This is a genomic window from Methanobrevibacter sp. V14 (assembly GCF_963082475.1).
Lineage (GTDB): Archaea > Methanobacteriota > Methanobacteria > Methanobacteriales > Methanobacteriaceae > Methanocatella.
This window is the reverse complement of record NZ_CAUJAM010000002.1, coordinates 44,561-70,426: the sequence shown is the minus strand read 5'-3', so window position 1 is coordinate 70,426 and position 25,866 is coordinate 44,561. Positions and strand designations below refer to the sequence as shown.

28 protein-coding genes, 1 tRNA gene and 2 pseudogenes are annotated in these 25,866 nt (G+C 31.1%); 12 read left to right on the top strand and 19 right to left on the bottom strand.

Annotated elements, in window-relative coordinates:
• The 3 genes and pseudogenes from Q9968_RS01360 to Q9968_RS01350 form a co-directional block, all read left to right on the top strand.
• A pseudogene (locus Q9968_RS01360) lies at positions 1 to 269 on the top strand (V-type ATP synthase subunit A); the annotation flags it as partial.
• 2 nt (positions 270 to 271) lie between these two features.
• Positions 272 to 1,663, top strand: a complete 1,392-nt coding sequence (locus tag Q9968_RS01355) for a V-type ATP synthase subunit B (protein ID WP_305512721.1) — start codon at positions 272 to 274, stop codon at positions 1,661 to 1,663.
• A 27-nt stretch (positions 1,664 to 1,690) separates the two neighbouring features.
• Positions 1,691 to 2,194 (top strand): annotated as a pseudogene (locus Q9968_RS01350) (V-type ATP synthase subunit D); the annotation flags it as partial.
• Here the strand turns inward: Q9968_RS01350 and Q9968_RS01345 are convergent.
• Positions 2,162 to 2,527: a hypothetical protein gene (locus Q9968_RS01345; RefSeq protein WP_305512719.1), complete on the bottom strand. Its 366-nt coding sequence runs from the start codon at positions 2,525 to 2,527 to the stop codon at positions 2,162 to 2,164. The pseudogene Q9968_RS01350 and the gene Q9968_RS01345 sit on opposite strands and share 33 nt — an antisense overlap.
• Positions 2,528 to 2,574: 47 nt before the next feature.
• Between Q9968_RS01345 and Q9968_RS01340 the strand changes: the two genes are divergently transcribed.
• The gene (locus Q9968_RS01340) at positions 2,575 to 2,910 is read left to right on the top strand and encodes a hypothetical protein (RefSeq protein ID WP_305512717.1); all 336 of its coding nucleotides are present in this window, start codon (positions 2,575 to 2,577) and stop codon (positions 2,908 to 2,910) included.
• Here Q9968_RS01340 and Q9968_RS01335 read toward each other — a convergent pair.
• From Q9968_RS01335 to Q9968_RS01295, 9 genes are all read right to left on the bottom strand, one after another.
• Entirely contained in the window at positions 2,900 to 3,238 is a 339-nt protein-coding gene (locus Q9968_RS01335) for a hypothetical protein (RefSeq protein ID WP_305512715.1), read from the bottom strand. The two genes, Q9968_RS01340 and Q9968_RS01335, sit on opposite strands and share 11 nt — an antisense overlap.
• Before the next feature lies 1 nt (position 3,239).
• Entirely contained in the window at positions 3,240 to 3,749 is a 510-nt protein-coding gene (locus tag Q9968_RS01330) for a nitroreductase family protein (RefSeq protein WP_305512713.1), read from the bottom strand.
• Positions 3,750 to 3,753: 4 nt separating this feature from the next.
• A complete protein-coding gene (locus Q9968_RS01325) occupies positions 3,754 to 4,548 on the bottom strand; it encodes a citryl-CoA lyase (RefSeq protein WP_305512711.1) in 795 nt (264 codons plus the stop codon).
• 56 nt (positions 4,549 to 4,604) lie between these two features.
• On the bottom strand, positions 4,605 to 5,477 hold the full coding sequence (locus Q9968_RS01320; protein ID WP_305512709.1) for a fumarate hydratase: 873 nt from the start codon (positions 5,475 to 5,477) through the stop codon (positions 4,605 to 4,607).
• Positions 5,478 to 5,481: 4 nt separating this feature from the next.
• The gene (locus Q9968_RS01315) at positions 5,482 to 6,384 is read right to left on the bottom strand and encodes a peptidase (protein ID WP_305512707.1); all 903 of its coding nucleotides are present in this window, start codon (positions 6,382 to 6,384) and stop codon (positions 5,482 to 5,484) included.
• Positions 6,385 to 6,389: 5 nt separating this feature from the next.
• Positions 6,390 to 7,799: an MmgE/PrpD family protein gene (locus Q9968_RS01310; RefSeq protein ID WP_305512706.1), complete on the bottom strand. Its 1,410-nt coding sequence runs from the start codon at positions 7,797 to 7,799 to the stop codon at positions 6,390 to 6,392.
• A gap of 180 nt (positions 7,800 to 7,979) precedes the next feature.
• A complete protein-coding gene (locus tag Q9968_RS01305) occupies positions 7,980 to 8,468 on the bottom strand; it encodes a hypothetical protein (RefSeq protein ID WP_305512705.1) in 489 nt (162 codons plus the stop codon).
• On the bottom strand, positions 8,468 to 9,358 hold the full coding sequence (locus Q9968_RS01300; RefSeq protein WP_305512726.1) for a DUF3100 domain-containing protein: 891 nt from the start codon (positions 9,356 to 9,358) through the stop codon (positions 8,468 to 8,470). Before Q9968_RS01300 ends, Q9968_RS01305 begins: the two co-directional genes overlap by 1 nt.
• A gap of 204 nt (positions 9,359 to 9,562) precedes the next feature.
• On the bottom strand, positions 9,563 to 10,831 hold the full coding sequence (locus Q9968_RS01295; RefSeq protein ID WP_305512703.1) for a tRNA(Ile)(2)-agmatinylcytidine synthase: 1,269 nt from the start codon (positions 10,829 to 10,831) through the stop codon (positions 9,563 to 9,565).
• A gap of 55 nt (positions 10,832 to 10,886) precedes the next feature.
• On the opposite strand from Q9968_RS01295, the gene Q9968_RS01290 reads away from it, so the two are divergent.
• Together Q9968_RS01290 and Q9968_RS01285 are read left to right on the top strand one after the other, a co-directional pair.
• Complete coding sequence (locus tag Q9968_RS01290) at positions 10,887 to 11,819, top strand: transcriptional regulator (RefSeq protein ID WP_305512701.1); 933 nt, start codon at positions 10,887 to 10,889, stop codon at positions 11,817 to 11,819.
• Between the two features lie 9 nt (positions 11,820 to 11,828).
• A complete protein-coding gene (locus Q9968_RS01285; protein ID WP_305512699.1) occupies positions 11,829 to 12,215 on the top strand; it encodes a hypothetical protein in 387 nt (128 codons plus the stop codon).
• Here the strand turns inward: Q9968_RS01285 and Q9968_RS01280 are convergent.
• The 3 genes from Q9968_RS01280 to Q9968_RS01270 all read right to left on the bottom strand — a co-directional run bounded on the left by Q9968_RS01280 (position 12,212) and on the right by Q9968_RS01270 (position 15,123).
• On the bottom strand, positions 12,212 to 12,991 hold the full coding sequence (locus Q9968_RS01280) for a hypothetical protein (RefSeq protein ID WP_305512697.1): 780 nt from the start codon (positions 12,989 to 12,991) through the stop codon (positions 12,212 to 12,214). The two genes, Q9968_RS01285 and Q9968_RS01280, sit on opposite strands and share 4 nt — an antisense overlap.
• A 22-nt stretch (positions 12,992 to 13,013) precedes the next feature.
• On the bottom strand, positions 13,014 to 13,352 hold the full coding sequence (locus Q9968_RS01275; protein WP_305512695.1) for a heavy metal-binding domain-containing protein: 339 nt from the start codon (positions 13,350 to 13,352) through the stop codon (positions 13,014 to 13,016).
• A gap of 208 nt (positions 13,353 to 13,560) precedes the next feature.
• The gene (locus Q9968_RS01270; RefSeq protein ID WP_305512694.1) at positions 13,561 to 15,123 is read right to left on the bottom strand and encodes a hypothetical protein; all 1,563 of its coding nucleotides are present in this window, start codon (positions 15,121 to 15,123) and stop codon (positions 13,561 to 13,563) included.
• 791 nt (positions 15,124 to 15,914) lie between these two features.
• Between Q9968_RS01270 and Q9968_RS01265 the strand changes: the two genes are divergently transcribed.
• On the top strand, positions 15,915 to 17,807 hold the full coding sequence (locus Q9968_RS01265; protein ID WP_305512692.1) for an MJ1255/VC2487 family glycosyltransferase: 1,893 nt from the start codon (positions 15,915 to 15,917) through the stop codon (positions 17,805 to 17,807).
• Here Q9968_RS01265 and Q9968_RS01260 read toward each other — a convergent pair whose 3' ends face one another.
• The 4 genes from Q9968_RS01260 to Q9968_RS01245 all read right to left on the bottom strand — a co-directional run bounded on the left by Q9968_RS01260 (position 17,808) and on the right by Q9968_RS01245 (position 20,459).
• Positions 17,808 to 18,281, bottom strand: coding sequence for a hypothetical protein (locus Q9968_RS01260; protein ID WP_305512691.1), 474 nt, complete (start codon positions 18,279 to 18,281; stop codon positions 17,808 to 17,810).
• 65 nt (positions 18,282 to 18,346) lie between these two features.
• Entirely contained in the window at positions 18,347 to 19,339 is a 993-nt protein-coding gene (locus Q9968_RS01255) for a transcription initiation factor IIB (protein ID WP_305512689.1), read from the bottom strand.
• Positions 19,336 to 19,611 carry a Gar1/Naf1 family protein gene (locus tag Q9968_RS01250; protein ID WP_305512688.1) on the bottom strand — a complete coding sequence of 92 codons (276 nt, stop codon included), beginning with the start codon at positions 19,609 to 19,611 and terminating at the stop codon, positions 19,336 to 19,338. The genes Q9968_RS01255 and Q9968_RS01250 overlap by 4 nt, the downstream gene beginning before the upstream one ends.
• A gap of 110 nt (positions 19,612 to 19,721) precedes the next feature.
• On the bottom strand, positions 19,722 to 20,459 hold the full coding sequence (locus tag Q9968_RS01245; protein WP_305512686.1) for an RraA family protein: 738 nt from the start codon (positions 20,457 to 20,459) through the stop codon (positions 19,722 to 19,724).
• 431 nt (positions 20,460 to 20,890) lie between these two features.
• Here Q9968_RS01245 and dnaG point away from each other — a divergent pair, with 431 nt between their 5' ends.
• The 5 genes from dnaG to Q9968_RS01220 all read left to right on the top strand — a co-directional run bounded on the left by dnaG (position 20,891) and on the right by Q9968_RS01220 (position 24,696).
• On the top strand, positions 20,891 to 22,132 hold the full coding sequence (dnaG, locus tag Q9968_RS01240) for a DNA primase DnaG (RefSeq protein ID WP_305512684.1): 1,242 nt from the start codon (positions 20,891 to 20,893) through the stop codon (positions 22,130 to 22,132).
• 19 nt (positions 22,133 to 22,151) lie between these two features.
• Positions 22,152 to 22,754, top strand: coding sequence for a biotin transporter BioY (locus Q9968_RS01235; RefSeq protein WP_342765935.1), 603 nt, complete (start codon positions 22,152 to 22,154; stop codon positions 22,752 to 22,754).
• A 43-nt stretch (positions 22,755 to 22,797) separates the two neighbouring features.
• Entirely contained in the window at positions 22,798 to 23,196 is a 399-nt protein-coding gene (locus tag Q9968_RS01230) for a DUF1284 domain-containing protein (RefSeq protein WP_305512680.1), read from the top strand.
• 216 nt (positions 23,197 to 23,412) lie between these two features.
• Positions 23,413 to 23,484, top strand: a tRNA-Gln gene (locus Q9968_RS01225).
• A 15-nt stretch (positions 23,485 to 23,499) separates the two neighbouring features.
• Positions 23,500 to 24,696, top strand: coding sequence for an ATP-grasp domain-containing protein (locus Q9968_RS01220; RefSeq protein ID WP_305512678.1), 1,197 nt, complete (start codon positions 23,500 to 23,502; stop codon positions 24,694 to 24,696).
• On the opposite strand, the gene Q9968_RS01215 is transcribed toward Q9968_RS01220, so the two are convergent.
• Together Q9968_RS01215 and Q9968_RS01210 are read right to left on the bottom strand one after the other, a co-directional pair.
• Positions 24,668 to 24,817, bottom strand: coding sequence for a hypothetical protein (locus Q9968_RS01215; protein WP_305512676.1), 150 nt, complete (start codon positions 24,815 to 24,817; stop codon positions 24,668 to 24,670). The genes Q9968_RS01220 and Q9968_RS01215 overlap by 29 nt on opposite strands.
• Positions 24,818 to 24,905: 88 nt before the next feature.
• Positions 24,906 to 25,676, bottom strand: a complete 771-nt coding sequence (locus tag Q9968_RS01210; RefSeq protein WP_305512671.1) for a hypothetical protein — start codon at positions 25,674 to 25,676, stop codon at positions 24,906 to 24,908.
• Positions 25,677 to 25,866: the final 190 nt, after the last annotated feature.

Sequence of the window (25,866 nt, the reverse complement as noted above, 5' to 3'; positions counted from 1 at the left end):
TGTTAAGAGAAGATTTCTTGCAGCAAAATGCATTTGATGATGTAGATACTTATTGTGCTCCTGACAAACAATACAAAATGTTAAAGACCATTTTATTATTCTACAAAGATTCTCTTGCAGCAGTTAACAGAGGAGTTCCAATTGCAAATATTGTAGCTTTACCTGTTAAAGAAGAAATCGGTAAAATGAAATACATCCCACAAGATGAATTCGATGCAAAAATTGAAGAGATTCAATCCGCAATTACCAAACAATGCAGTGAGGCTTAAAAATGAATACAAATATTAAAACAAGAGAATATACTACTGTATCTGAAGTCTCAGGTCCTTTAATGGTTGTTGAAGGAGTAGAAGGCGTTGGTTACAATGAAATTGTAGATATTGAAACACCAACTGGTGAAAAAAGAAGTGGACAGGTTCTTGAAGTAACTAAAGATGTTGCTGTTATCCAAGTATTCGAAGGAACTAATGATTTAAACACTAAAGATACTAAAACCAGATTCACTGGTCAAACCGCAAAAATCGGCGTATCCAGAGATATGATGGGTCGTATCTTTAACGGTATTGGCAAACCTATTGATGGCGGGCCGGAAATAATTCCTGATGAAGAATTAGATATTAATGGGGCTCCTATGAACCCTGCCTCTCGTGAATTCCCTGAAGAATTTATTCAAACTGGTATCTCTACCATTGACGGAATGAACACATTAGTAAGAGGACAAAAACTTCCTATTTTCTCAGGATCTGGTTTACCTCACAACGACTTAGCTGTACAAATTGCAAGACAAGCTAAAGTATTAGGTGCAGATGATGAGTTTGCAGTAATTTTTGCTGCTATGGGTATTACAAACGAAGAAGCTAACTTCTTTATGAGAGACTTTGAACGTACTGGAGCATTAGAAAAATTAACAGTATTCATGAACTTGGCAGACGATCCTGCTATTGAAAGAATCTTAACTCCAAAAATGGCTTTAACTACTGCTGAATACTATGCATTTACATTAGGTATGCAAGTATTAGTTATCTTAACTGATATGACTAACTACTGTGAAGCTTTAAGGGAAATTTCCGCAGCAAGGGAAGAAGTGCCTGGAAGAAGAGGTTATCCTGGATACATGTACACTGACCTTGCAGGTATCTATGAAAGAGCAGGACGTATTGATGGTAAAGAAGGTTCAATTACTCAAATGCCTATTTTAGTTATGCCTCAAGACGATATTACTCACCCAATTCCTGATTTAACCGGTTATATTACTGAAGGACAAATTGTATTAAGTAGGGAACTCTCAAGGAAGGGTATTTATCCTCCTGTAGATGTACTTCCTTCACTTTCCCGTTTGATGAGTGGTGGTATCGGAGGAGATAAAACTCGTGATGACCACAGTGGTGTATCTGACCAACTTTATTCTGCATATGCAGAAGGTCGTGAATTAAGAGACCTTGTTGCAGTTGTAGGGGAAGAGGCACTTACTGAAAGAGATCAAAAATTCTTAGAGTTTGCTCAAGCATTTGAAGATCAGTTTATTACTCAAAGTAAAGATGAAGATAGAACTATCTTTGAAACTCTTGACCTTGGTTGGAATTTACTTAAAATTTTACCTAAAACAGAACTCAAAAGGGTTAAAGAAGAATTCATTGAACAATACCTTCCAAAAGATGAATAATCTCATTACAGTAATGTAGGTGATTAAATGGCACAAGATATTATAGATGGAATTAATCCAACTCGTATGGAATTATTATCCCTTAAGAATAGAACTAAACTAGCTGTTAAAGGGCATGGTTTACTTAAAGAAAAAAGGGATGCTTTAATCAAAGAGTTTTTTGATATCTTGGATCGTGTCAAAGGTATTCGTGAAAATGCAGAATTAAGTCTTAAAGAAGCAAATGATGCTTTAGTTGAAGCTCAAATTGCTATGGGGGATTTAGCTGTAAGAAAAGCATCTTTATCAGTTAAAGAATCCATTGATGTAGATATTGCATCAAGAAGTGTTATGGGTGTAGCAGTACCTGTAACTAATGTTAAAATGGAAGAAAGATCCATTATTGACAGAGGTTATGGTTTTTCTGACACTACTATTCAATTAGATGAAGCTGCAAAGAAATTTGAGGAATCACTTAAGTATTTAATCGAACTTGGTGAAGTAGAAAAAACAATTTTCTTACTTGCTGAAGAAATCGAAGCTACTAAACGTTAATATACTAAGCGGTAATTTTTGCAAGTAAGCAAGAATTGCTATTACAATGATGATTATACCGACTATTGCAAATTCCAAATTGTAAGGATAGGCAAGTAACATATAACCACTTACACCAATAACAATACCTTCAAAAAAGAACACCGCTTTAGTCCAACTTGGATTAAATAATATTATCAAGTATGCAGCAGCAATTAAAATTAATATAATTACAGAGGCCAAAACTTCATTTGTAATAGGTTGATGTCTCAAGAATGGAGAAATTGCCCAAACAATTAACATTAAAGCCAACATTACACCTAATAATTTAAACATTTTAACATTAGCCATAATAACAGTTTAAACTTCATAATATTTATATCATTTTACACCAACTAATGTATATGGAGCGAGCAGTTTGGATAATTTTAAATAAAAATTTTTCACTTACATTAGATGGTGAAATAAAAAATGGAAATGTAATTGATAAAAAATTCTCACCGGGCAATGATATCTGGACAGAAGAGATTCCTCGTTTAGGATTCAGTAATGAACAAGTTCAAAAAGATTACGATGAGTTTAACTCAGATTTATTAGCATTATTTTCAGAACCTAGTGTTAATGAAGTCCTTATTGATGCTAAACTTGGTGAGGAATCCGAATATATCAGTTGTAAAACCTCATTGTTAATTAGAAAAATAGAAGAGTATAGCGTGGATGAAATTATAAAATAGCTGTTGCCTGTTTTAATATTTCATCCATATTATTGAATTTCAAAGGTTCATCATCATCGCCAACTTTTTCTGTTGTGATTAAAACATTAGGCGAAGCCCAAAGAAACGAATAGGTAAAATAAATTACATTAACAAAAATTAAAATACCGAAAACTGACAATGCGATGATTAGACAAATTGCATGTATTAATAGATTGCCGTATCTTCTTTTTTTCATTAATATATAGTTATCCTGTTTTTCAATTGTTTTAAATTTATTTTGAGATAACTCCTTGGAAATTTTCTCCATTTCTTTTGAATTATCTGCACTTAATATAAATAAACTCATTTTAATCAATGTAAACTACGAATTCATCTAATTCTTTTCTTGGAGTATCTCTTGGAGTGGCATTACCATAACCTAAAGGCGAAAATAGTATGGCCTCCTCATTTTCTTCTAGGTTCAAGAATTGATGAGCCATATTTTTCTTAAATGCTCCAACATAACATGTTCCAAGACCTACATCAGTTGCTGCAAGAATCATATGATCCATTACAATAGTTGCATCAATATCGGCAATGTTTTTCATATCCCACGGTCTAGTCCATGCTTCGTTTTTAATTCCAACAACGCATAATACATATGGGGCTTCAACAAACCATTTTGCACCGTAAATTTTAGACAAATCCTCTTTATGCTTTTTAGTATCAATCACATATACTTTAAATGCTTGTGCATTTACACCAGTTGGTGCTATTGTAGCTGCTTTTAAGACGTATTCAAGTTTTTCTTTCTCTACAGGATTATCCAAGTATCCCCTTACACTGTATCTTTCATTAATAACATCAATAAATTCCATTTTATCATCCCATATACTCTACATCATCAAGGTCGCAGAATCTTCTAAACTCTTCTTCTTCCATATTTTCTTCATGAATATGTGCAATTAATCCTGGAAGCCTTCCAATCATGAACACTCCTAAACCCAATTCCGGTTCAAACCCTAAATCAGACAATATTGCGGCATTTGCACCATCAACATTAAGACGAATATTTTTCTTTTCAAATACTAAGTCCTGAAGCGCCAATGCCAATTTGATATGAGGACCTACACATCCTGCATTAATAACAACATCTATTAATTTATCTGCCCTTGGATCAATTCTATGATACCTATGGCCAAAACCGGGGATTTTTTTGTCTTTAAGGACATACTCATTGTGAATTTCAATGGCCAAACTTGCAATTTGCTTGTTGTCAATGTCTGAGTCTCCAATTAAATGTGTAGAATTAATTTTAGATTGATATAACTCCATAGTTTTTTCAATAGCTCCTGCATGTTTATGTCCAAAAGATAACAATGCTCCTGCAACTGCCGAGTTCATAGGTGAACCTGAAGAAGTTATTAAACGTGCTGTTTGAGTGCTTGGTGGAGTTACGCCATGGTCACAAAAAGAAACTAAAACATGATTAAATACCTTACTTTCATTTATAGAAGGTAATCTGCCTTTAAGAAGTAAAAATACTAGGTCATTATACCTTATTTTTTCAATTAAATCTCTTTGATTATATTCCCGAGTTACAATTTTATTTTCTTCAACCCGAGTAATAGCAGTTTTTAAAGATTTGGGATTAACTTTAAAATTATTTTCATGCATTTTTAAAACCTTTTGAACTTAATAATTATAATATAATTTAAAATGATATATAAACATTATAATTTTAACAAAGCAACTCTTGGTTCAACAAAACAAGATGGCCTAATAGATACTATTCTAACTCCACTGGCTCTTTGATTTCCGATATTTAAATAACAACCGAAAACAGTGGATTTACCACCTAAACCTAAAGGCCCAATACCTGTTTTATTTAATCTATTTGTGATTTCTTGTTCAAATTCACTTTGATTGTTCAGGTTTCCATAAGCAATTGCCTTAAGTAAAAGTGACGTTGCCTCAAAGTGAGTTCTTCCAATTCCAATTGAGGGAATTGATGGAGTGCAGCCCAACATCTGAAGGGATGATTCCAACCATCCGCATGCAACATCAATCACATTTTCAAAAGAACGTTTATGATAAACCCTAAATGTTTTAGACCGAATTTCAGGACCTCCACCTTCAAGTAAAAAATGAATATTTAAAGTATCTGGAGAAATATCTCTTTTATATGTCGATTCATCATTAACACTGTCTATTAATATAGATGCAGGGGGAAGTTTTCCAGGTTCTTCAAATAAACCTTCACTTTGCTCAATACGTTGAATTTCCCCACCTTTTACAGCCATCGGCCTTGCTGGAAGATTATTTAAGCCTAATGCAATACCTTCATGAATTTGATTCAACAGTTCTCCGGAAATTTCTCTTTCTTCACCTATTTCAATTATTACATGAGGGATTCCGGTATCATCGCATAAAGGAAAATTAGTTTTTTGAGCAATTTGATAATTTTCTAAAATTTGATTTAAAGCCCAACATGCATTGTCATTATCTTCCATAACAATAGCATTATTTAAAGCGGCATATTTATCATCTGAAAGTGTTGTTGAAGCTTTAATTATGCAATCTGAAATATCATTTAAAATATCCATATAATCACTCAGGAACAGCCAAATCACTAGATTTATCTGGTGAAACAATAGCTTCAGGATAATACTCATCAATCATCCTTTTTACAAGTTTAACTTGTTTTATACGAGCTTTAGCTTCAGCATCTGTTGTATCCCAATTATGATTAGCTGCAACTGAACCCCCTGTTTTCAAGTATACCGGGGATGCTACTTTAACAAATTTCGGAACTTCATAATGCCTTATAAAACCTCCTGTTGATTTAGGGTTTTCAGTATGTAAATCCAAAGACATATCAGTTGCACTCCTAATAGCTGCAATCATTGGGATTTGCAAGTCACGAACAGGATTCAGTGAATTTAACCCTTGAGATTCAAGTAATTTTGCTGAAGCAGGATTTGAATGGCCTGCATGAGCAGATAATTTGAAACAGACATTTTCTGGAATTTCACTGTCTCTGCGCATTTGATTTAAAACCCAAAGCAAACCTTCATCATAAAGTAAAATTCCGCGAACGCCTAGCCTGCATGCCCTTTTTACATCTTCAATACCATAAACTAAATTGTCATAACCTCTTAATCTATAGCCGATTCTAGTTCCCTCTTTTGTATGAACTGTTGCTGAGGTATCGTATGTTGCTCTTGGACCTACAGATAAGAATAATTCGCAGGCATAATTTTTAGCTAAGCTAACCATTTCATTAATTTCTTCATCGGTTAGCATCATTATACCTTTTGTTTGAGTAACACGATGAATAAAAATGTCGTCTTTGTCGGCTTCATCTAATAATGCATTCATTGTTTTTGGAGATTGAATTCCTGGAACTTCAAAACGGAACTGCCCTCCATCGCCGAACCTTTTATGTGAAGTGTAATCTGGAGAAACATCTTCAATGCCAATTTGCTTAAGATATCTTTTTGTATTGTTCATACTATCTACCTGTTTAATTTTTGAACAACATATTTCATTGTATAATCTTCAAGTGAATCAATTACCATTAAATTTTTAATGTCATATTGAGGATTTAATCCTTTGAATTTATCTACCAGTTCACGTAGCTGGAAGGGGTTTTCAAAGTCTCCTTTTGGAATGAATGTGATATTTTGAAATACCCCATTTCTAAATGTGGAATCCAATTTAATAATGACATTTGATGGTCGCTTATCTGGATACAACTCATTCAATTTATCATCACAAACAATAACCATATGATCAACAAGATTTTTAATGCTATTCACCTTATCAACTGTTGAATAATTATCTAAAAGCCCATATTCTATTAATTGATTAACATCATCAACACTAACTTCACCAACAACAAGTGCAATTGCAACAGCATAAGGAAGGCTTTGTCTTAACTCTTCAATGTTTTTAGGATTATAATTATTGTGGTCAGCTGCAACAGAATATGTTTTAATGGCTACATTTTGAATATGATCATATTCCTCTCCAATACTGGATTTTAGTTTTAATGCAGTGTCTATTGATGAATGCAGGTGTCTGCAGAAGGGGTATTTTTTAAAGTAAATGTCTCTAACCCTTACCTTACCGATGTCTTTTAAGACATTTTCAAGTGAGAAATCGTCAATATTATACTCCTCCCCATCAACTACCATTGTCTTCAAAAATCCTTCATTACCTTCAAAGATTGTGATACTGCCTGTGAATCCGTTTCTTGCAAGATATGCCGATAAAATTCCATTATAAACTGCTTTCCCCACATGAAGAGGTTTTCCCATTGACCCCCCATGGTCTGATTCCAACAATCCCGCTGCCTGAGTTCCGCACAATCCTAAAGCATTTAATACCTGCCCATCATCTAATTTTAATAGTTTAGATGCTACTGCTCCGGCAATAAACGTGCCCACAGTTCCCGTCGTATGAAATCCCTTATTTCTGTGTTCCGGATTGACAATTTGACCTAAAAGGATTCCAACTTCATAGCCTACGATAACACCTTCTAAAAACTCTTTACCAGTTAAATCATAAGCTTCAGCTATTGCAAGAGCTGTTGGAAAAATTACTGAACCTAAATGAATCTGAGCCCCTCTGTGACCGTCATCCAATTCCATGGCATGTGCAGAAATTCCATTTATTAATCCTGCATTCAATATGCCTGTTTTAATATTGGTGCCAATGACAGATGCCTTTAAATTTAAATTTAAGTTTCCATGAAATATTTCATTAATAGTATTGCAAGCTATTTGGGAAGCCGGTTCCCCTACTCCCCGATCGGTTCCTCCTAAAAAGTCCAAAAATGCTGCTTTTACAGTAGTAACTGACTCTACCGTTGCTTGTTCATAGCGATAGTTTGAAATAAATTTAGAAATATTTTGCAAAAACATAAAACACCTAAATATAATATATGTAAAAAGTAGTATTAAATATTTAAGATTGAAATTATAAAATTGATTTAAACAGCTTCAAATCCCATTAAAACAATTTATATTACAGCAACCGCAGAAAATAAAAGAAGATGAAATCAGAAAAAATAGAATAGTAATTTCAAAAAATAAAAAAATGGTTCATATTGGAACGCCGGTGATAATTAAAATAATATGAGCTACAATTGCAGATCCAAAGTAAGTAGAAGCGATAACCAGTATTGTAATAATAACTGCCCTACTACCAAGTGCTTTAAACTCATTCCAACTTTTACCCATACCTATTCCCACATAGGCAAGGAATACAGTTACAATAGATAGAAGTTCAATGTGTGAAACATAATATGTAACAAAATCAGAAGTCGGCATTGAAGGATATGCAATAACAATACCTATGACACTTATGTAAATAATAGATGAAACATTAAACGGCAGATATCTTTCCATCCAAACACCAAGAAGAGTAATAAATGACAATATGCCTATTCCAACAAGAGATTCCGCTATAGGATGTTGGTAACCAACATAATTACCAATTACTGTTATAACTGAAAATATGAACAACAATAAAATCCAATTGAAAATACCGTGAACAGATACATTTTCAGATCCATCAATTAAATCAGGCATTATTCATCCCCCTTTTCTCCTACAATGGATTTTCTACCAATTTTAGGCTCTAAAATTTTATACAATTTTTCTGTTAGAGGCAATGCAATAAAAATTACAATGTAGATTCCTATAGAAAATGACAGTAAATTACTGAAACCAGCGAAAGCTTCAATTTGAGTTTTTAAATCTGGAAATGCTGCAATAGTAGGGCCTAAAGAAGCTGCATTCATACTTGCACTACCTACACCACTAGCCATGGCAAAAGCATAAGGATGTAATGGCAAAATTGAAACACTAATACTGGCCAGGAAACTAATAAATACTGTACCTATTATTGTTCCAACAATGAATAGTGCAAAAATTCCCCTAGATTCAGGAGAATTAAAACCATATTTATCAACAACAACTGCAATTTCAGGTTCACGTCCAATAGAACTGGTCATACCAATAGCTTCACGTTTGAATCCTAAAAGCAAAGCAACTGGAAGTGCAATTAAAATTGTTGCCAGGTGCCCTAATTCCTGCAATAATAAAGCGGGACCCATTTCGAATAATAAGTGTATAGACTGACCACTAGCTACCGCCAATTTAGCTATTAAAACCCCTATAAAAAGCATCATTGCCCCCTCCGCAATACGGGCTTGTTTTCTTTTAATCCATGTAACGGACTTTGCTAGATAAAAAGTAAGACCTAAAACCATTGTATAAAGTAAAGGCATTATTGAAACTGTAACTCCTTCAGCCAACTTAATATGAATCGGCCCAATATATTCGGCAATAATAACTAAAATAAGAACCGTAAAATGTAATCCATAATCTCTCCACGGATTTCTCTTTAAAATACGTTTATCCGTTTTTTCACGATACGGGTGTTCGATTTCAGTGGTAAATTCATCATTATTTATAATACCCTCTCCAAATGTAACATGAAAATTTCTTAAATAATGTATACTCTCAAATTTGTAGTATATAAATTCATATGATTTATTTCTCAAAAATTCTAAAAATATGAATAAAAATAGAAAAAATTTAAAATTATTTCACAAAATGAGAATAAAATATTAACCACAATAATGAGTTAAATCAAAAATTAAGAAATCTAACATATGAATCTAGTCTAAATTCATACGGCAAAGAGGTTTTGACAGATGCCGCCTTGCAGAAACTGGTGTTTCATAAAATTGAGCATTTTTTAAATTACGTGAAATTATAGTAGGAACTTTTTTATTTGATTCGATTTTATTCCCACATCTCTTACATTTAAAACCTTTATTTTTACCTGCAGAGGTCATTCTTTTACCACATTTGCAGACCGGATTTTTATACTCAACATCATTTAATTTAACTACTTGAAACTTCTCAATATTAAAAGTATTATGCTTCCCAATCCCCCCATAAACTTTAATGACATCACCTGGCCTTAAATAAGAGATTGTTTTTCTGAAATTCTTAGTTGGCTCATATGCTCCACATTCAATCTTACCAGACTCATCAGCAAGGTAAAAGAACATGTGCCCTCCACTGATGATTGTAGGTTTGTTTTTAACAGTTGCCGTGAGTTTATAACATCCAAATTGCTTCATGTCTGAAATTCTAGAAGCATGTTGAATATGCATGTCAGTATGTTGATTTGTTTTAAAAATGCACCAATCACCAATTGGCTCTGAAACTCTAACAAGGTCTTTAGCTATTTTTAAAGCATCAACTCTGTTTGATCTGATTCCATATAAAACTGGACATGGTGTTTTTGGCTCAATAGCAATGTAGTCTTCTGAATAATCAATATTTTCAAAAGTGTCTGGAAAAGTATTTCTATCCATTTCATAAACTGAATCATAATCAATCTGCCGTTTAGTGGCGAAATTTTCAGGCACTCTGTAAGTCAACAGTTCATAAGTATAATCACTTAAAGGCAGGCTGATAGAAGCAATGGAACCTATTATGCCTCTGCCTTTTTTAAATTTATGAATTTCACAGCCAATAGACCTGCCAAATTTTTCAGCTTCCTCGATTGTTATAAACTCATAAATTGCTTTAAATGCATAGTCTTCCATTTCTTTTGTAATTTCACCATCATAAAAGATTACGCCCGGATTTGTATTGTCACAGTCAAACATGGATAGATTTTCAACTTCACCAAGAACAATCTCTTTTGCTAAACTGGCTTTTGAATCATTTAATATTTTCAAAGCCACCCCTCCATTACCACGTGTTTTAAAACGAGCAAAAGGATTTAAGCGTATTAATCTAGGATAATCGACTAAATCAATACCATTATCTTTGAATTTATTAATAATCTGACTTGCAAGATAAGTTGTACACATACCATCAGGAGAGTCGGTATCATCTACACCAATATATAAATATTTAATCAAAATCACCTACTAAAATATATTTAAAGTTAAACTAATAAATAGTTTAACAGAGGTGCTGAAAATGTTAACTCGAAGTCAACTATTGCACAATATTGAAAATTTATTAACTTCACAGGGTTTTAAAACCTCAGACATTTATGATCAAGGTTCTTTTGATATTGTAGCAAGGAAAAATCTACTAATACTCCTTCTAAAAACATTTCAAAACATTGATAGTATTAATGAACATAACGCTCATGAAATGAAGCAATTAGCTAACATATTCCTCGCTTCCCCCATCATAATTGGTGAAAAATCAAGAAATGGCATTCTAGAAGATGGAGTAATCTATGAAAGATATGATATTCCTACAATTGGCTTTGAAACTCTCAAAAACATGATATTATATGGAGAATACCCTGAAATCTTAGCAGACCGTGGAGGATACTTTGTTAAAATTGATGGAAATGTCATTAAGCAATATCGTGAAGAGTATTCAATGTCCCTGAAGGATTTAGCAACTCTTGCACATGTATCTCGTGCTACAATGTACAAATATGAAAATGGAATTGTTCGTGCAAATACAGAAACTGCAATGATACTTGAAGAAATATTAAATACCAAAGTGACATTAGATATTGACTTATTAAAACAGCCCCAAAAAGAAGATATTGAATATTCAGATGATGTTAATGATTTATCAAAACTTGGATACGGAGTGATATCCACAAATAAAAGTCCATTCGATGCAGTGGCAAAAATGAAAAGTTCCAACAAACATTCCCCGTTAATGGCAAATATTGAGAAAAATAGAAATGAAAAAACTTTAAAAAGAATGGCCATACATCTTAAAGATTTATCCATTGTAACAACTTCAGAACCGGTTTTCATAATTAACAATGCTAAAATAAAAGAATCAATTAGCACTGTTCCCGTTATTAAATCCTGGGAGTTAAAAGAATTTGAAAATCCAAAAGAATTATTAAAGATGATTAAAGAGAGAAAAGAAAATTAGAGTGGTAATATGGAAGACTTACAAATAACTAAAATGGAAAATTATCCAATTAAATGGGTTTGTAATTTTAAAGGTCAAAGAGCTATCGGACTTTGTGGAAAAACCCAAAAAATAGCAATGTTTGCATCAGATGAACGTGTTTCAAGAATACTCGAGGATATTGTAATTGGAACTGATGAAACACAAGAAGGATATGGTTGTGAAGAAAAAACAAGATGCTGCAATTTTGAATGTGAATATTGTGAAATTTCACCTAGACAATACTTGCAAATTACAGGAAAAAAGCCATCGAATAAAAATATAAAAGAGTTAATTAATGGATTAATTGACCTAAACCAATCTCTTAAATCCGATGGTCATGTTCCTTTTGAAGAATATGAGGTTGTTAATCTTTAATATTTTTTTAATAATTCAAAATCCTCTTGGGCTTCACTAACTTTGGCAACACCCATACATATTGCATCTACAAAATCAACATTTTTATAAAAGGCAAATGCTTCTTTTGGTTTTAAAACCCCTGCCGCTAGGATTCTGGTAGCTATTATTTTTTTATCTAATTTTTTTACCTTATCTACAAACTCTTTTCTTTTAGAAGCATTAAATGCACTAATGTCCATCATATAAGACAGACTGTTATATGGAATCATATAAAAATCGAATAAATCCATATCAATACTGCTTAAAAGCAGGTCTGATGTTTTTGATGGAAATGCAGTAACAAGACCTGAAAGCGCACCAGTATCATTAATCCTATTTAAAATTTTTGAATTTAGCCTCCAATCATATCCATCAACGATGAATTCATCAACAATCATTAATGGACAATCATATTGGCTAAATAATTCAATATCCCCCTCCCAATCCACTTCTTTTGCAACATCATAATTTGGATTTAGGTAATCGACATCACTTTTACCAATTGTTGCAATAACTTTCATCTCACAACCTGCATCAACTGCCAAATCATAAGCTTTAAGTAGATTCGGATTATTAACTAGATTAATTGCCCTTACACCTTGATTATATGCTTCGACAATAACATCACAAGCATTTTGAGGATTATTATATAAGTCATCTAAATAAAGTCTTGATCTATGTCCATAATAAAGTTCAGCCATAAATGGCCCATAGCCCAGTATGGTTTGTGGTATTTTTTTATCTTTATATTCCAAATCCCCAAAAAACATATTATCCTTATTCTTTTTCAACTATTACTGCAGTTCCATATACTAAAATTTCTTGCATTATATCGGAAATCTCATTTGAGTCAAATCTAATTGCAATTATTCCATTAGCTCCTAAATCTTTAGCGTGTTGGATTGCTCTTTGTAAAGCTTCGTCTCTGGATTCTTCCATCATATCTACATATTGTTTGATTTCTCCACCAAAAATAGATTTAATACCTGCACCAATTTGTCCACCAGCGCCTCTACTTCTGACAGTTAAACCATAAATAAAGCCTTTTGTTTCGACTATTCTAAAACCTGGAATATCATTTGCTGTTGAGATTGCAAATTCTTCTACACTTACCATAAGTTTCACCTACAATATATTAATTAGTATAAAGTGAAATATCAATAAATTTTCGCTCCACACTAGTTATACATTAGAAATATTAGTATATATAAGTTTTTTAGGGTTTGTCCATTTCTAGAAACTTAAGGTTTTTTCTTCTTTTTTTGTTCTTAATTTTAATTGATTCCACATTTACTTATTCTGATACTTTATTAAATAGTTTTAATTAACTTATAGTTCCATTAACCATGTTATTTTCTTCAACATTAGATAATTCATCAGTTATGTCTTTAAAAATGCCTATACTACTATTAGTTTCAATAATATTATCCAATATTGTACTATTATAAACTAAACCTTCAATATAAATACCATAACTTTCACTAGTAATTTTATTATTGGTAAATGTATTATTATAATAACGGTAGTTAGTAGATCTAGCTGGTAGGACAATACCTATATTTTTGGTATTAATAATATTATTATTTATAATGTTATTATTACCTACTACTGATATACCAGTATCATGTTTGTTATTAATCCTATTATCATGAATATTTGAATAATCACCTTCAATAGCTATTCCTACACCATATTCTTTAATATTTATATAATTATCATAAGCATTAACTTGATTACCAATAAATATTGCATTATAAATATCTATAAAAGTAATATTATTCCTATAAACATTACAAAGTGAATCTCCAATACTTCCAGCCTTAATACCTGATACTAAGCTATTACCTTTTAAAACATTATCATGCACAGAAAAATTACTTCCAAAAACAGAAATACCAATACCACTATCATGTACTTTATTACCATAAACAGAAATATTCTTACCAACTAAATTAATAGCATATGAACCTTTAGAAAAAGTGTTATTTGCAATAACCGTACCATCATGATTTTCATAAACAAATTGTAATAAAATAGACATAGGCCCATTACAAAAACCTTTAAAATCATTAAATGAAATTATATTACCTTTACATAATCCAGAACCACTATAATCCGCATGTCCAAAAGGATTAAAATAAATTAAATTTGTAACAGATGTATCGGAATAACTTAAAACTTCTAAACTATTATGTGAAATTAAATTATAATGACATAACCCCATAACCATATTACAAGTAATATATGTTTTCATATCATTGTAAATAATTCTATTATTACTAGACCAACCCATAGGCATTGCATAAACACCAAAAGCATTTGCAATTCTTATAGTATTATATGAAATAAGATTATTATTAGAATGAGATAACCAAATACCATGTAATTGGCCTACATTTGCACCTAAAATATTTAGTGTACCTTTTGTATTATTAATAGTAAGATTTGTTACAATAGACCCATCACTTCCTTTAATAAGATGAATGAAACCATTACTAATCGCATCATTAGGAGAAATTGGCATTAATATAAGTTGACGATCTATAACAAAAGCTCTATTAGAAATATTACCAATTTTCAAAGTATACCCATTAGAAATACCTGAAGCATCAATAATTTTCCCTGTTCTAATATTAAAATAATTTTCATAATTATCTTGTGTAATTTCAATTGTTTTAGAGCTCTTTGTATAATTAATCGTAGAATTTTGGTTTAAATCATCAATATTTAAAACATCATCTGAGTTTTTCAAACAATCAACATTAATTTGTGTTTCATTTGATGCAAATGCCATATTTAATGAGAATAAAATAAAACAAATAATAATAAGACAATTGCATAATTTCTTATTGATTTTTTCACCACCTTCAAAGTTATTAATCCCCATAAAATCAAGTTTTATTTAAAAATATAAATAATACATTAATTATGTAGTATTTTCTTATAATAATATATAAAGTTTATGAAAAACAGACATTCCTAGAAACTTAATGTGTTTATTCTTAATTTTTACTAAAATGCTTAGTTTTCAATTATCTTAATTTATACTACCTTCACTTATTATGATATTTTATTAAATAGTTTTAATTTACCTATAATTAATTTTAATAATTAAACATAGTATATTTTAAATATTATTAACTAAAAATATTAATATTGATGATTAAAGTTTTTTAGTTACTGATTAAGTTAATTGGAAGTGAATTGATGTATTCTTCTGATAGATTCATCATAGATTTTTTAAAATATTTGATTGTTTTGAATGTTGGCAAAAATTATTGAGTTTTAGCTTCTGTTCAATTTTAAACTAGGAAATTAGTGAAATGGAAGAATAATTTCAACTTATGTCTCTTGCATCCGAATAGTTGGATGGTACGTTTAATTTCTTTAAGATTGAATGAAAATTTCAAATGTGGGAAAACCCTTTTGACCTTAAGATATGATAAAACTAATTTTTTATGGATATTACTAATAAAATAGAAAACAGTAATTTTCAGAAAAATTAAGTTGACTACCTTGGCAGATAATATGAAAAAACTTACGAAAATTCAAATTTAAAGTAAACATAATACTGATATAAATCATGATAATTAAACAAATTCACCATAACACACATTAAGTTTCTAGGAATGCATAATTTTACAAAAATTTATTAATTTAGAAAATAAAATTTTAAATATGATTTTAAGCATTATCATACCTACCTACAATGAAGAAGCATGCCTTCCAGTTTTATTAGAAAGTATTAAAAAACAGAGTTTTGACGATTATGAAATTATAGTTGCTGATGCCAACTCAACTGATAAAACCAGAGAAATTGCCGAATCCTATGAATGCATAGTAACTGAAGGAGGATTGCCTGCAGTAGGTAGAAACAATGGTGCTAAAATAGCAAAAGGGGAATATCTATTATTTTTAGATTCTGATTTGAAACTTACTGATGACTATTTAAGAAATGTCATATATGAATTTAGAATGGAACGAGCTGGAATAGCCATTACCCAAATGCTTCCAATGTCCAATAAAGTTGAAGATAAATTATTCCATGATTTTGCTAATTATTTCATGATAAGTGTTGAAAAGATAAAACCTCATGGAGCGGGTTGTTACGGAATTATTGCAAAAAAAGAACTGCATGATGCATGTAATGGCTTTGATGAAGAGCTAACCTTTGGAGAAGATACTGACTACATCGAAAGATTAGCTAGTAAAGAACGCTTTAAAGTATTGAGAAATGCTAAAATTGGTGTTTCAACTAGAAGATTAGAGGAAGAAGGGATTGAAACATTAATCAGACAATACGGTAAAAGTACTGTTAATGACTTTCTAGGAAAAAGGACAGAAGCTGAAGAGATTAATTATAACTTTGATCATGGCCATGAAAGAATATCTGAAAATAAAGCCAACAGATTAAGTGAAGCTAGCGAAAAAATTAATAAAATCAAAGTAGAATATGATGAATCAATTCAAAAAATCAACGCAACAAGAGCCCGTTTCAGAGTAAGCAAGAACAGGTCAAAAAATGTGGTCTTCTACTGTGTCTGTGGTGAAGGAATGGGCCATGCCATTCGAAGCAGCGTTATAATTGAGAGAATTAAGGAAAAATATGACGTATACATATTCACAAGTGATAGGGCATATGATTATTTGAAATCCAAATTTGAGAATGTTTATGAAATTGGAGGATTCAATACTGTTTATATTAACAATAAAGTTAATAACCTTCAAACATTGGCCAATGCAATTAAAAGAAATCCGACAAACATAAAAATAGGCTATGAAAACTTATATAAAAAAGCAAGAGAATTAAGACCCAATGTTATTGTTACTGATTTTGAACTTTATGCAACAATGATTTCCAAATTACTTGACATTCCATTGATTAGTTTAGACAATATCCATATGATTACACAAGCCAAAATTAGTTATCCTCCAAATAAACGGATGGAAATGCTTAAAGCAAAAAGTGTAATTAAGGCATATGTTGTTAAGCCAAAAGTGCACATTTTAACAAGCTTCTTTTACCCGCCGGTCAGGTCTAAAAAGAAGGCTGTGATTTACCCCCCGGTTATTCGTGAGGACATACTTAAATTAAAACCAAAAAACGGCAATCATGTAATCGTATATCAAACAAGTAAAGAAAGCGTTAAACTTGTTCGTAGACTAAAAGCTCTAAAGGATGAGCAATTCATTGTATATGGATTTGATGAAGATAAAATTGATGGCAATTTAACTTATAAGAAGTTTAATGAAGATGAGTTTTATGACGATTTAGCGTCTTCTAAAGCTGTAATTTGTAATGGCGGATTTACATTTATTTCCGAAGCAATTTCACTGAAAAAACCAATCTATTCAGTTCCGGCTATTGGAAACTTTGAACAGACCCTTAATGGATATTATGTAGAACGTTTAGGTTATGGAGAATACCATGAAGTAATGAATGCTCCTAGAGTTAAAAACTTTTTGAGAAAGCTTCCAACATATCAAAAGAGACTTGCAAAAGTTAAAAATAAAAATAATGATGGAATCGTAAAAGAGTTAATTTATAGAATAGAAAAATATTCAATATGATTAAAGATTAGAAAGATCTTTAACCTTAATTGAATCTGAAACTTCTTTTAATAAGTTAATATCATCACCGATAATGATAAAATCAACATCCCCATGATTAGAGACATATTTATAAACAGTTTCATTTTTAACAACTGAAGAATAAATATGCTCATCAGTTGAATTTGAAATAGGTATCGAATTATTTCCAAGCAATACATCTGTTAGATTTTTATTAATAATGATTCCAGAAAGATTACTGGAATATTTACCTGTATTTTGATAAAATTTCATCCCATTGGCTTCGTATTCAACTGTGAAATTAGAACCTTCCGGGACATCGGCATTGAAAAGTGTGAAGTCCTGTGTTTTTAAAGGAATTTTTAAAGAATCCCCACTAACATCACCACCTGGTTGATTTGAGACGATTAAATATCCTCCAACAACGATAAGTAGGACTGCAACAATGAGAACCACTAAACTTGATTTATCCATTATGAAATCCCCAATATAAAAAAAGAAAGATTAATAAAGTAATAGATTCATTAATCCAAGGCAAATTATAAAGTTACACCCATTTCTAATTGTTCAGTTAATTCTTTGTATCTATTACGGATTGTAACTTCAGTAACTCCTGCAATATCCGCCACATCTCTTTGAGTTTTTCTCTCACCGAGCAAAACAGATGCAATATATAATGCGGCTGCAGCTACACCGGTAGGTCCTCTTCCTGAAGTCAATCCTTTTTCCATCGCTTTTTCGATGATTTCAATAGCTTTGGATTGGGCTTCACCTGAAAGTCCAAGTTCTGATGCGAACCTTGGCACATAATCTACAGGAGAAGTTGGCGGCAGTTTAATATTCAATTCACGAGTTAAGAACCTATAAGTTCTTCCAACTTCTTTTTTAGTTACGCGAGAAACTTCTGCAATTTCATCTAAAGTACGCGGTACATTGCAACGTCTGCATGCAGCATATAAAGAAGCAGCAACTACACCTTCAATACTTCTTCCCCTAATTAATTTATTGTCTACTGCACTTCTATAAACAACACTTGCAGCTTCCCGCACGCTTCTTGGAAGCCCGAGTCTTGAAGAATCACGATCAAGCTCACTTAAAGCAAATGCCAAATTCCTTTCAGTAGCTCCGGAAATTCTGATTTTTCTTTGCCATTTCCTTAACCTATACCATTGAGCCCTGTTTCTAGCAGGAATATCACGACCGTAAATATCTTTGTTTCTCCAGTCGATCATTGTACTTAAACCTTTATCATGAATAGTGTAAGTAATTGGAGCCCCAACTCTTGTACGTTTATCTCTTTGTTCATGGTCAAATGCCCTCCATTCAGGACCCATATCTACAAGATTTTCATCAATGACTAACCCGCAACGAGCACATACTACTTCTGCCCTTTCATAGTCACCAATTAATTCTTCTGAACCACATTCAGGACATATTGTTTGTTTTGAATCATCATAAACTCCTCTTTGTCTTTTATCCTTTAAATCATCGATAATTCCGGTTTTAGGAGCTTGTTTTATTTTTTGTGTCATGATTTCATCCTCCTTTTTCTAGGTTTTTTGAATTTTGGTTTGGATACAAATAATTTTTCCCCACAATTTTTTTCTATTTTCCTTCTATTTGCAGATTTAAACAGACGAATAGAAATGTATGGTTTCTTAGTAGGTCCAAAAACATAATTGACCTTCCCTATTCTGTTTTTATTACTGTTAAAAACAATCCCTCCTGGCGAAGGTGTTTTAGTGGACCTTGCTATTAATTTTCCAGAATTTGCAATATGCAAACTGTTTCCTAAAAATTTCATAAAATCAATCTTAAAGTCAAATCTCTATCATTTATATATTTAGAGAAAACTAGTATATAAAGCTATCGATATACTTATATACAAACATTGATTTTTATTTAAATGTTTTTCTATTTGAGTCCGACAATTTCGGCCAATGTTTTTCCATCGGCAATATCATCAATAATCTTAGATTCCTTTTGTTTAACTCCCAAAGCAGCCACCATTGTCTGAGCAAATAATTCATAAGGAATGACAACAATACCGCTCTCATCTGCTATAAGGAAATCACCAGGATTAATTTTAACTCCTTCAACTTCAACACTTTCATTTAAAGTTCCCAAACCTAAAGCAGAACCTGCATTAGGACAGAAATTAGAAGCAAATACCGGATAATCAATATATAAAAGTGCATCTAAATCTCTAGCTGAGCCATAAATCACAGTTGCTTTAATGCCATTATCTTTTGCACAGGTGGATGCAAGTTCGCCCCAAATAGCTTTATCATCCAAGTCAACTTTAAAAAATAATATATCTCCAGGATTTGCAGCATCAATAGCCAGTGCGGAAGTCCCCCAGTCATCACTAGAGGTTTCAGCTGTGAAAATAGATCCGAAAACCTTTTGATTATTAATCGGCCTGATAGATTGAATTGCCCCTGACCTTTTAGAAATGCCATTATATGCATCTGAAACTTGACAAGCGGAAACATTTTCAAGCAAGGACATTAAATTAATATATTCATCATAATTCTTACCATTATATCTTAAATCATCAATTGAAATATTGTCTAAGTTAATTTTATTAATATCCACACGTTTGTTTAAATTTTTATTTTTATTTAAAACATCTTTCGGACTTATTGTCATGACTTCACCACTATACTATACTATATAAAACATGATTAAAATACATTTCATAGATTATATATATTAGTTTAACCAAAATATTATGTAAAGTATTGAATTTAATACTTAAAGATTATTATATACTCATAGAGTTTACAATATATTATTCATTATTATAATTAATTAATTTATTCAATAAAGGGAGAAAATTATTATTAGGAAAATTTAAGGTTTAAACAAAAGTTATAATTTAAAATAACAGAACAATATAAGAAAAATACAGTAAAAACCTAATATTAAAGCTCTCACAAATGTATCAACTCTTTTTTAGTATATATAATGTTAAAAGACCACATTATCGTGTAATTTATGCAAGTTAATCACCTAAAAATAATTTCAATTTTTAGCAATTACATAAATTATCCCGATTAATAAGCTTAGGAGGCTTAAATATGGGAAAAGGTGAAGAATTAACAACAACAAAATATTTAATCCACGCTCAAATTACAGCTAATGGTATTGTTGAAAAGCCAGATGTTGTTGGTGCTGTCTTTGGGCAAACTGAGGGTTTACTTAGTAATGATTTAGATTTAAGAGAACTTCAAAGAACCGGAAGAATCGGAAGAATCCAAGTTAACATCCACTCAAACAGTGGAAGAGCAAAAGGAGAAATTGTGATTCCATCTAGTTTAGATAGAGTTGAAACCGCCATTCTCGCTGCATCACTCGAAACTATCAATAGAGTAGGCCCTTGTGAAGCAGAAATACGCACAACAAAGGTTGAAGATGTAAGGGCTGTTAAAAGAGAACAAGTTGTTAACCGTGCAAAAGAAATTTATAAAAACATGGTTGAAAGTGTTGGCCCAACTAGCATGAGAATGATTGAAGAAGTAAGAGAGGCGATGAGAATTCATGAAATATCCGAATACGGTGAAGATCGTCTACCCGCTGGACCCAGCATCCACACATCAGATGCAATTATTGTTGTGGAAGGTCGCAGCGATGTTTTAAACTTACTTAAATATGGAATCAAAAATACCGTAGCAGTTGAAGGAGTAAGTGTGCCTCATTCAATTGGAGAATTGAGTAAAAAAAGAACAACTACCGCATTTGTTGATGGTGACAGAGGTGGAGAACTTATCTTAAAAGAATTACTCCAAATTGGTAAAGTAGACTATATTACCCGTGCTCCCAGAGGAAAAGAAGTAGAAGATCTCAAAAAAGAAGAAGTGCTAGTTGCACTTAGAGATAAAGTCCCTACCGCACAATTCTTAGCTACAACCAACATTTTAAATGATTCTAATAACAATCACAAAAAAGAAAATAACCGAAATAATAAAAAAAATCATAAATACAACCGCAACGAAAAACAACAACCCCAAGTAAAGGAAGAAGTTGAAATCGAAGATGATGAAGTTAGCTTAATGAAGGATATGCTAAAAGAATTTGAAGGAACTGGTTGCGGAGCTATTTTGGATGAAGCATTAAATATGACCAAAGAGGTTGAAGTAGAAAATATTTACGACGAAATTAGAAATATTGAAGAAACCGCAGATACAGTTATATTTGACGGTGTAATTTCACAAAGACTTGTTGATGTAGCATCTGAAAAAGGAATTAAAAAATTAGTTGCTTTTAAATCAATGAACATAGTTAAAAAACCACTTGATGTTAAACTTATAACTATTGATTAAATGGAGAATGAAAATGAATATAGACATAGATAACTACTACAGCACTAGGAAAGATGCATTTGAAAGAATCCATGATGCTAGCACAATTACTAAAATACTCATGTCCTTAATGATGGCATGTTTTACAGGCATTATGGCTCAAATCATTATTCCTCTTCCATGGACCCCTGTTCCAATTACTGGTCAAACATTCGCTGTACTTTGCTCTGGTTTGATATTGGGTAAGAGATATGGATGTTTAAGCCAAGTATTCTATTTAATTTTAGGTATTGCATTTATTCCATGGTTTGGAGGAATGGCTGGAGGACTTGAAGTGGCTTTAGGTTCCACTGGCGGATTCTTTATAGGATTTATAATTGCAGCTTACTTTGTTGGATCAATTACTGAAAAATATGCAAAAGCACGTAATTTTACAAAAATGGCCATTACAATTGGAATTGCAAACTTTGTATTAATTTACATTCCAGGTTTAACAGGTCTTGCATTATCACTTTCCTCACAAGGAATGGCCTTTGGATTCATGGATCTTTTAATGATGGGTCTCATTCCATTTATTGCAGGAGATATTGTAAAAATATTAGCTGCTGCTAGTGTATCTAAAGTATTTTTACCAAAAGACTAAAAAAAGGTTTAAAACCTTTTTCTTTTTTTTATTTTTGATTTAAATGAAATTAACTTTAAGAGGACATCACCTATTATGTCTTAAAGGTTTTCAAGGTTATGGCTATGATGAAAACTTTGTAAAGAATATGATTGAAGTTAATTCTAAAAGAAAGTTAAGCACTACAACTGTTTCGCTTACAAATAAAGCAGATGATTTATGTTCCCATTGTCCGAATTTAAAAGAGGACATATGTGAAAATAAAGTGCAAAATGAAACAATTATCAAGATGGATGAAGAAGTGTTAAAAAAAATTAGCAGAACAGAATATAATTCCGTAGAATTATTTAAAAAAGTAGATGAAATATATAACACAAAAGAAAGCGTTTCTAAAATCTGTTTTAATTGCATGTGGCATGAAAAATGCTTATTTTATCAAAAATTATCAGATAAGCATTCCTAGAAACTTAAGGTTTTTCTTCTTTTTCATTCTATTTTTTGCTTGTTTTAATTGATTCCGCCTTCCTTAAACATACGGCAAATATCCAGATTTCCAATATAAAGATTATATTGTTCGTGATTTGACGGAGGCATAGTTTATCTGCCAATCAAATAACCGATAGATTTAAATAGTACCTAATAAATACATATTAAATGTTGTATACAGTACAATATTAATAGTCCCGTAGGGTAGTGGTAATCCTTCTAGGCTTTGGACCCGGAGACGGCGGTTCGACTCCGCTCGGGACTACTAAAAACTTTTTTTATGGATATTTTTATGGAAAAGCTATTACTTATTGGAATTGATACAAGAAGCATGCTTAAAAGTGCATTAAAATTAGATTATGATATCTACTCAACTAGCTATTTTTCAACTTCAGATACACCAAAAACCAAAAACCAAAAAATTATTTTAAAAGAAAATGATGGTGAAAGCTGTGGAATTTTTGAAGATAACTTTAATGGCAAAAGTATTATAGAGTTATCAAAGGATTACATTGACGAAGTTGACTATATCATACCAATTTCAGGCGTATCTCCAGCTGATTTTAAAAAAAGAGATCAGAAAAAGATTCTGGGAACTAAAGATGTTGAAAATATTGAAAATAAATACAAGTTTTACAATACCATTAAAAATGAATTTTCGACTCCGCTGACTTTTAATATAAATGATATAGATGAAGCTTTTGAAATAAATAAAAATTACCCAGATATTCAATTTATTTTAAAACCCATTCAAGGAAATGGAGGGTATGATATAAATCTTTTAAATAACAGCAAGGATATCGAATTTAATTGGACTAAATTCATCATGCAGGAATATGTTTCTGGAGTGAATTTAAGTTCATCAGTTTTATCTACAAAACACGATTCAAAAACAATTACAAATACCAGATTGCTTACAATGAATGATTTTAAAAACAATTATGATTTTAGATACATAGGAAATATCTTACCTTTAAGTGAAAAGTCAATAATGAGAGAAATTAAAAATTTTGAAAAACTAAATGAAGAAATGGAAGATACCTCAGAAAATATTGCTAAAAAATTTAACTTAATTGGATCAAATGGCATAGATTATATCCTTAATAAAAATGGATTGCATGTTATTGAAGTAAATCCGAGACTTCAAGGCACCTTTGAATGTGTTGAAAAAGCATTTGGAATAAATATGCTTGAAGCACATATTAAAGCATGTAAAGGTGAAATTATTGAAATTCCAAAAGCTAAATATTATGCTTATAAAAAGATAATTTACAGCAAAACCAGAATGAAATACCACACCCTTGATTTAGACAACATTTATGACTTGCCCCATGTAGGTTCAATCACAGAAAAAGATGAACCATTGCTTACAATAATTGACAAAAATATTGATTTTGAAAAGTTATATAAAAAAGTAGAATTAACAAGTAAAATAGTCAATGAAGCATCTATAAAATACCAACTAGATAAAGAATAAACAATATTACACCAATTGTTATTAAAAAAGTAGTTGCAACCATTGCATAAGTAATCCACATGAATAATTTAGCTTTATTATCTGGGTCATTCATAAATTGGTCAATTGGATTTCTTTTCATTTATAAAACCTTTATCGGTTTTTATACTATTTTTAATATAAAATTAATTATTGAATACTTAAAAAATATTAATAGAGGTTTTAAATCTCTATCTTTTAACTTTTACTAATCCTGTGATGGTGTCTTTTACATAGGTTACTTTCACTGTATATTTTTTACCTATTTTGAGTTTTTTAATAACATTCTTTTTAATGATAATTTTAGCTATTCCTTTAGCATTGGTTTTGGTGGTGTAAGTTTTACCTTTAAATTTGAATGTTATTTTTTTGTTTTTAAGTGGTTTTTTGTTGGATTGTTTTAATGTTGTTTTTAGTGTTAGTTTTTTAGCAGATTTTTTGACATTAGTTATTTTTGCTGTTTTTAGTATTTGCTTTACAGTTATTTTATTTTTTACGCTTTGACTTTTATATGTTGCAGTTATTTGGTATGTTTTAGGAGTTAATACTATTTTTAAACTTGCGCAACCGTTTTTGTCGGTTTTGATGTTGTAAGTTTTTTTGTTAACTGTAAATTTAACAATATTCCCTGCTCCTACGGATTTACCATTATCGCCCACGATGTGAACTTTATAGATAAATCCAGATAAATAATCGCCAATCATATCTTTATTACCACTTATTCTAGAAACAATTTTTAAAGTAGTAGTTTGGGTTTCAAGGTTAGTGGGATTTGTAATTAATACATTATATGTTCCAATTGCTAATTTTTTGTTTAATTTAACAACTCCATTTGCATCAGTCCTAATTTCGTAGGGGTTACTTCCGATTTTGAGTTTTATAAGTGTATTGGCTAATGGTGTTCCATCAACATTTAATAAAGTTGCTTGATAATCAAGTCCACTATTATATCCTCTAATCATAGTAAATGCTTGGATTGTGGATTTAATTATTATGTTAGTGTTAATTTTTTTGTTATTAACTAAAATTGTTGCAGAATATTTTCCAACATTTAAGTCAAGATTTATAGTTGCAATGCCATCATTGTTGGTGATTTCAGTATAAGTGATGCCATTAAGTTTTATTTGGACAATTTGACTAGCAATTACATTT

Coding starts and splice junctions, on each gene's coding strand:
- Q9968_RS01355 (WP_305512721.1), top strand. CDS start 272: ATGAATACAAATATTAAAACAAGAGAATATACTACTGTATCTGAAGTC.
- Q9968_RS01345 (WP_305512719.1), bottom strand. CDS start 2,527: ATGGCTAATGTTAAAATGTTTAAATTATTAGGTGTAATGTTGGCTTTA.
- Q9968_RS01340 (WP_305512717.1), top strand. CDS start 2,575: ATGTATATGGAGCGAGCAGTTTGGATAATTTTAAATAAAAATTTTTCA.
- Q9968_RS01335 (WP_305512715.1), bottom strand. CDS start 3,238: ATGAGTTTATTTATATTAAGTGCAGATAATTCAAAAGAAATGGAGAAA.
- Q9968_RS01330 (WP_305512713.1), bottom strand. CDS start 3,749: ATGGAATTTATTGATGTTATTAATGAAAGATACAGTGTAAGGGGATAC.
- Q9968_RS01325 (WP_305512711.1), bottom strand. CDS start 4,548: ATGCATGAAAATAATTTTAAAGTTAATCCCAAATCTTTAAAAACTGCT.
- Q9968_RS01320 (WP_305512709.1), bottom strand. CDS start 5,477: ATGGATATTTTAAATGATATTTCAGATTGCATAATTAAAGCTTCAACA.
- Q9968_RS01315 (WP_305512707.1), bottom strand. CDS start 6,384: ATGAACAATACAAAAAGATATCTTAAGCAAATTGGCATTGAAGATGTT.
- Q9968_RS01310 (WP_305512706.1), bottom strand. CDS start 7,799: ATGTTTTTGCAAAATATTTCTAAATTTATTTCAAACTATCGCTATGAA.
- Q9968_RS01305 (WP_305512705.1), bottom strand. CDS start 8,468: ATGCCTGATTTAATTGATGGATCTGAAAATGTATCTGTTCACGGTATT.
- Q9968_RS01290 (WP_305512701.1), top strand. CDS start 10,887: ATGTTAACTCGAAGTCAACTATTGCACAATATTGAAAATTTATTAACT.
- Q9968_RS01285 (WP_305512699.1), top strand. CDS start 11,829: ATGGAAGACTTACAAATAACTAAAATGGAAAATTATCCAATTAAATGG.
- Q9968_RS01275 (WP_305512695.1), bottom strand. CDS start 13,352: ATGGTAAGTGTAGAAGAATTTGCAATCTCAACAGCAAATGATATTCCA.
- Q9968_RS01270 (WP_305512694.1), bottom strand. CDS start 15,123: ATGGGGATTAATAACTTTGAAGGTGGTGAAAAAATCAATAAGAAATTA.
- Q9968_RS01265 (WP_305512692.1), top strand. CDS start 15,915: ATGATTTTAAGCATTATCATACCTACCTACAATGAAGAAGCATGCCTT.
- Q9968_RS01260 (WP_305512691.1), bottom strand. CDS start 18,281: ATGGATAAATCAAGTTTAGTGGTTCTCATTGTTGCAGTCCTACTTATC.
- Q9968_RS01255 (WP_305512689.1), bottom strand. CDS start 19,339: ATGACACAAAAAATAAAACAAGCTCCTAAAACCGGAATTATCGATGAT.
- Q9968_RS01250 (WP_305512688.1), bottom strand. CDS start 19,611: ATGAAATTTTTAGGAAACAGTTTGCATATTGCAAATTCTGGAAAATTA.
- Q9968_RS01245 (WP_305512686.1), bottom strand. CDS start 20,459: ATGACAATAAGTCCGAAAGATGTTTTAAATAAAAATAAAAATTTAAAC.
- dnaG (WP_305512684.1), top strand. CDS start 20,891: ATGGGAAAAGGTGAAGAATTAACAACAACAAAATATTTAATCCACGCT.
- Q9968_RS01230 (WP_305512680.1), top strand. CDS start 22,798: ATGAAATTAACTTTAAGAGGACATCACCTATTATGTCTTAAAGGTTTT.
- Q9968_RS01220 (WP_305512678.1), top strand. CDS start 23,500: ATGGATATTTTTATGGAAAAGCTATTACTTATTGGAATTGATACAAGA.
- Q9968_RS01215 (WP_305512676.1), bottom strand. CDS start 24,817: ATGAAAAGAAATCCAATTGACCAATTTATGAATGACCCAGATAATAAA.
- Q9968_RS01210 (WP_305512671.1), bottom strand. CDS start 25,676: ATGATTAGAGGATATAATAGTGGACTTGATTATCAAGCAACTTTATTA.